Source organism: Streptococcus sp. GMD6S (assembly GCF_000297015.1).
Window position 1 is genome coordinate 1 of the sequence record NZ_AJRH01000291.1, and the last position, 5675, is coordinate 5675.

General features: G+C 33.1%; 8 protein-coding genes. 2 read left to right on the plus strand and 6 right to left on the minus strand.

Annotated elements, in window-relative coordinates; translation table 11 throughout:
* Positions 1-142: 142 nt before the first annotated feature.
* From GMD6S_RS10790 to GMD6S_RS10810, 5 genes are read right to left on the minus strand one after another with little or no spacing between them, the layout of a single operon-like run.
* On the minus strand, positions 143-1276 hold the full coding sequence (locus tag GMD6S_RS10790) for a site-specific integrase (protein ID WP_001208033.1): 1134 nt from the start codon (positions 1274-1276) through the stop codon (positions 143-145).
* A 3-nt stretch (positions 1277-1279) separates the two neighbouring features.
* Positions 1280-1474 (minus strand): DUF3173 domain-containing protein, encoded by a 195-nt coding sequence (locus tag GMD6S_RS10795; RefSeq protein ID WP_000598357.1) that lies wholly within the window; start codon positions 1472-1474, stop codon positions 1280-1282.
* Positions 1475-1533: 59 nt separating this feature from the next.
* On the minus strand, positions 1534-1920 hold the full coding sequence (locus tag GMD6S_RS10800) for a hypothetical protein (protein WP_001096843.1): 387 nt from the start codon (positions 1918-1920) through the stop codon (positions 1534-1536).
* 2 nt (positions 1921-1922) lie between these two features.
* A complete protein-coding gene (locus GMD6S_RS10805; RefSeq protein ID WP_000109700.1) occupies positions 1923-3119 on the minus strand; it encodes a replication initiation factor domain-containing protein in 1197 nt (398 codons plus the stop codon).
* A 40-nt stretch (positions 3120-3159) separates the two neighbouring features.
* Positions 3160-3633 carry a hypothetical protein gene (locus tag GMD6S_RS10810; protein WP_000182279.1) on the minus strand — a complete coding sequence of 158 codons (474 nt, stop codon included), beginning with the start codon at positions 3631-3633 and terminating at the stop codon, positions 3160-3162.
* Positions 3634-3952: 319 nt separating this feature from the next.
* Here GMD6S_RS10810 and GMD6S_RS10815 point away from each other — a divergent pair, with 319 nt between their 5' ends.
* Positions 3953-4399 carry a helix-turn-helix transcriptional regulator gene (locus tag GMD6S_RS10815; protein WP_000287814.1) on the plus strand — a complete coding sequence of 149 codons (447 nt, stop codon included), beginning with the start codon at positions 3953-3955 and terminating at the stop codon, positions 4397-4399.
* 163 nt (positions 4400-4562) lie between these two features.
* On the opposite strand, the gene GMD6S_RS10820 is transcribed toward GMD6S_RS10815, so the two are convergent.
* Positions 4563-4889 carry a DMT family transporter gene (locus tag GMD6S_RS10820; protein ID WP_000120162.1) on the minus strand — a complete coding sequence of 109 codons (327 nt, stop codon included), beginning with the start codon at positions 4887-4889 and terminating at the stop codon, positions 4563-4565.
* A 172-nt stretch (positions 4890-5061) separates the two neighbouring features.
* Here GMD6S_RS10820 and GMD6S_RS12925 point away from each other — a divergent pair, with 172 nt between their 5' ends.
* A complete protein-coding gene (locus GMD6S_RS12925; protein ID WP_008288146.1) occupies positions 5062-5460 on the plus strand; it encodes a hypothetical protein in 399 nt (132 codons plus the stop codon).
* Positions 5461-5675 lie beyond the last annotated feature (215 nt).

Below are 5675 nucleotides of genomic sequence, written 5' to 3' on the forward strand. Positions count from 1 at the left end.
CTGGACTCAAAATCCAGTGTCCGCAAGGACGTGCCGGTTCGACCCCGGCCGCCGGTATAGTATTAAAGACAAGGTTTTCGGACCTTGTCTTTTTCTTTTATTTGTTGAATTTGTAACGCTGAGTTACTTAAAATTACTAGATTTATAATAAATCATCTAATTTATCCGCTAATTTTTGTTGCTTGCTTGGATACAAATGAGAGTATGTATCTATTGTTGTAGTTATAGATGCATGGCCTAATCTTTCTTTTACGACAAGATAATCTTCTCCTTGATTTATTAGCAGTGAAGCATGTGAATGCCTGAAGTCGTGAATTCTTATCTTTTTTAAAGAACTATTTCTTTGCAATATTTTTTTATATTGTTTTTCGATTGAATCTTTAGTTATTGTAATAGGGCTATTTTGAAATATCTGTAGATCATCTAGGTTAGTTGTAAATTCTTTCAATCTCTCATGCTGTATCTGTTTCCAGTCTTCTAGTGTCTCCACTAGTTTGGCGTTCATGATGATTCTTCGGGTTCCAGCTTTTGTCTTTGTACTACTAATGTGTTCTTCACCTTTTTTAACGTATACTGATTTGCTTACATGGATTGTATTTGTTGAAAACTCTATATCCTTCCACGTTAGAGCAAGTGCTTCTCCCAGTCTTAGACCAGTAAAAAATAAAACTGTGAATAGTAATTTGATATTGTATTCATCGTCGTTAAATAGTGTTAAGAAGTGCTTGAATTCTTTTATTGTCCAGAAATTTAATTTTGCTTTTTCTATTGGTAATTTTTTTAGCATTCCTACAGGATGTTCCTTGTAAAATCCCTTTCTTAATCCAACATCCAGAATTTTCTTTAGTAAAATTATAATTTTATTAATAGTATTTGGACTTAGCTTCTTTTCCGAGTTTTGAGCATTTTTATCTCTTAGATGTTCTCTGAATTGATAGATATCTTCATAAGTTAATTTAGCTACATCATCAACTTTTTCAAAATAGTTTTTTATATGCCTGTTATAGTTGTTTTCTTGTGTATCTATATAGCTTTGTTTTCTGTTGTTTATTTTATCCTCTTCTTTTAAGAGATCATAAAGGATATCAATTGATATTTTTGAGTTGAAACTTTTTTCTTTAAGTTCGACACTTCGTAAGTATTGTTCGGCCTCCAATGCTTCTTTTTTAGTTTTGAATCCTTTTCTTACAATTCTACGTTGTTTTAGAGATATTGGATTTATACCATTGGAAACATCGACAATCCAAGTTCCGTCTCTACTTTTACGTAAAGCCATAAGCTACGCTTCTTTCTGGAGTTCAATTCCTAATAGTTCTTCAGCGACACTGGCTGGAATTGTACCAATCCGTTTGTTATCGTAGATGTTAAAACCACGATTCACTAATAGTAATTTACCGGTATGGATAATCTTTCTTGCAGTTCCTGGAGCAAATCCAAGTTCGACAAGGTCATCTTTTGTTACAGTTTTAATCATGTTATCTCCTTTTCTATTCAGATTAAGTAAGGGGAGGATTAACTCCCCTTGTCTGATACTTATTTTTGTTTTACATCTACTAAATGGATAGCATCCGCCTTGTAATACATTGTTGTGCTAATCATAGTAGCTTGTAAATTGTCAAATGTAACTGGTACTTCATCCATTGCTTGGATATAGTCATTATCAACCAAGGCATCTGGATTGTCTACTGAGACTTGGGTTGATTTCTTTTTGAATTGTCCATCCTTGATTGTTACATTGTATTTCCAACCAATGATTTTATCGGTATTAAAACGTCTTTCGCTACCATCTCGGTTTTTGATAATTTCTCCGTTTGCATCTGCTCGGACTTCCGTTTCAAATTTTGGAATGACTTCATCCAATTCAAATTTTGTTCCAATGTTATTAAAATTCCAGTCATTTTGTGAAAGCATTTTTGCCATAGTTAATTTCTCCTTTTAATATTTTCTTTGATTGTAGGGATCAAATCCTCTCGTTTAAAGAGTATTGCTCTTTCTATTAATCCACTTGCTAAATCTGGTGGATATTCCATATTGTTGAGTGCGAGATAGTTAGATTTCTCATACTCATGCAGTAAGTTATTGTCGTATAGAAATTTATACGCTTTTAGAATAGCTCCTGAACCTTTATAGGTAAACCATTCTAATTTTTGTTCTAGTTCTGTTTTTGATTTTGAAATAATGATAGAGACGGGTTTTGAATGGCCTAAAAACTTTTCCCAAGATCTCAAAGGTTTTGAGAAATAGCTATCACTATAGAACCTCACTTTTTCTTTGAGATATCCCTTGGTAAAGTTGAGAAGATCTATTTCTGAATGCAACCATTCTTGAATGAAGTAGTGAGCTTTTTCTTTCCTAAGTTCTAACTCAGTTCTTATCCAATTTTCTATATACCGCTTGCTGATACCGAGCTTCTCAGCTCGTTCTAAGCGTTTATCGTAAATTCTAAGTCTTTCGTCATCATTGGGTTTTCTCAAATATAAGGTCTGGCCGATTGTTTCATCTCCGTAGGTATTGTAGTAGGTGCTTTTTCCATATATAAAGCGTTTCTTCTGACAAATCTTTAGAAGCTGATTAGGAGTGAAATAGGGTGTTTCATTAAAATCATCTATTGCAATATCAATTCGTCTTACTGAAAAATGATTGTAATTGTAGTAGAGGTTGTTCAAAAACTGTCTTTCGGACAGACTATTTGGATCTAATACCATATCTCTATAGAACTCGAGTGCCTGTCCTGACATGACAAGCATGTAGGACGACTCTTTCGCTCCATAGTAGATACGGATATTCCCATAATGAAGCTGGCTATCATAGTTATAGTATTTAAGGCTCCCTTTATTCTCAATAAATAGGTCATAGTCAAGAAATAGAATGTCTTCGATTATTTCTCTTGGCGAAAATTCAGTCTTATCAAACTGAATTTGAATCCAGTCAAATACAGAACGTAAATGTTCATTTTTTGCCATAGATTTTGATTCAACTTTTTGCTTAATTTTGCCACCCTTAAAATCTCCGAAACCCTTGGAAATACTGAATTCTTTCGATGGTACACCTAACTTGCAGAGGGTGGTGTTACTACACACCCTATCGGTCAAAAATGGTCCGTCCGCATCTACGCTCATTTTCGGCTTTCTGCCTCATGGCTCAGCCGAAAACTCGCTATTAGCCGAACCTATTTTTTGACCTCTTGTTAACAAACCCTAGTAAGCCGGTTTGCATCGACTCTTCAATATCTTGGATTTTCTTTTTTAGGTTGGAATTCTCAATTTTTATCAGTCGCATTTCTCGCTTAAATTCCTGTTTTAAGGCGCTCAGTTCATCGTAGAGCTCATCTATTACTTGGTTTAGGGATTCATGTTCATTGTCTGCTAGACTCCCAAATACGGCTTGTATAGCCTCTTTTAGACCTATTTCAAGTTTTAGTTTAGCTAACTTTTGAAATTGTCTAAGGTCTTCGTCTGTAAAATCATAGGCAACTGTATAACTTAATTGATGAGTTCTGGGATTTCTACTGATAGGAACTTTAATTTTCTTAAATTCCTTGCCACTTATCTCTTTAATCAGTTGAATCCAATTTTTAAGAGTAGAGGTAGAGTTTAGGCCAGAAATTTGATTGACTAACTCTTTATTGGTCATCTTTTTGTGAAACCTCCGAAATTTTCTTGTGCAACTGAAGAGTTTTCTGTGGTATAATTGTTACATAATATGTTTTGATCTTGGAACGAACGGCACATTTGTTTCAAGATTTTTTATTTTGTCGAATCTTACCTCCTTTATTAAAATTTTTTAAATCGACTACTAGTTACATACGCTTTTACCTCCTTTTATGCTATAATATTCTCAATGGAATATTCAATCTCAAAATAAATATTCCTTATGGAATAATTCTATTTTATACCGTTTGGAATATTTTGTCAAGCTAAAATATACGAATAAGAATATCTATAGGAGAATTATGTATACAGAGGATTATAAATTTTCAGAGAGGTTAAAAACTCTCAGAAAATCAAAAAAGTTAACTCAAGTACAAATATCGGAATTAATTGGAGTTCAACAAGGGACATATTCTCGGTGGGAGAATGGAACGTTAGAACCAGGATTAGAATTCGTTGTGAAATTGGCAAATATCTTTGGGACTACTACAGATTATTTGCTGGGACAAAAACCTTATTCAATTATCAGTAGTTTACCTCTAGAACAATTAGATCTTACCAATATTGCAAACTTTTCAAAGGATGAGTTTGATATTTTGAAACATTCAATAGCAGTTTCGGTGGCAAGAAATAAAATAAAGGCAACAGAACTAAAAGATAGAGTTATAGAAAAAAATCAGTTGTCAGAAAAAGATGCAGAACTTTTGAATAAGATTTTTGAAGAAGTTAAAACTTATTGGGAAAATTAGGAGGACGCTAGTCTTCAAAATTCCCTCCCAAAATGTGTCCAAAATATTGACAGAATTCTAGCTTTTCATTATAGTTCTTATGGAACTTTTTTTCTACAACAAAATAGGCTCCATAATATCCATAGGGGATTTACCCACTACAAATAGTATAGAGCCGGTTTTATTAATGTCCTGCATTTCCTAATAAGTTAACCATGACAACACCAATGATAATCAAAATTAAACCGATAATGCTATAAACATTTAGTGTTTCTTTGAAAATCATTACTGCGATAGAGGATATCAAAACTAAACCGACAGCTGACCATGTTGCATAAGCTATTCCTACAGGAATTTTTTGCATTGCTAGTGAGAGGAAATAGAAACAAACGCCATAGCTAAGTAGGGCAGAAACGGTTGGAATAGGCTTTGTAAAACCGTCTGATAATTTCAAAAGGTTAGTTCCCAATATCTCTCCTACAATGGCGATAAAAAGATAAAAGTATGACATGTCTTTAACCTCCTATATGTCATGTTTTTGCTCTAAGAGCTATTATAGCTATCCGTTTTTTATAAATCTTGGCACAAGTCATGAGAATTTGTAGTAAAACTGTGGCAGACACTTTTTCAGAACCAATAGCTGATAAGTTTAGTATATCATAAGATAAATTTTAAATAAAGTCTTGATTTATTTCAATGTCTTGCGTGGTCTCGATTTTACTGGTAAAATTACTTTTAAGAACTTTAAAAAAGAGGCTTCTATATTTGACAAAACAATGACTTGTTGTCCCGAATGTGGGCATCCTTTGGAGAAAAAATTTTTAAAAGATGAGGGAGATATTCCTTATTGTTCACAATGTGCGAGTTTTCGTTTTCCAGTCTTTAATACAGCAATTAGTGCGATTTTATTTAATGAAAAACATGATAAGATTCTCTTGATTAAGCAATATGACATGGCTGAGCATATTTTGCTAGCTGGTTATGTGTCTAATGATATTCACAACCAATTTCTACAATCATTAAAGACAATTAATTTAGCCTCTCTTATTACGGATATGGGTAATAAAATTGCACAAAACTAGTCCAAAACTCTTTTTAATAAGGAGTATACTTTCTAGCATTTTATAGTTACTAAAAAGTATCTAAACTTTGGAAGTGATACTAAGTTTTAAAAAATATTATGGAAAAAAAGCTTATAAAATCAATATTTCTGAGATTTAAAACTAATAATATTAGACTCAAAATCCAGTGTCCGCAAGGACGTGCCGGTTCGACCCCGGCCGCCGGTATAGTAATA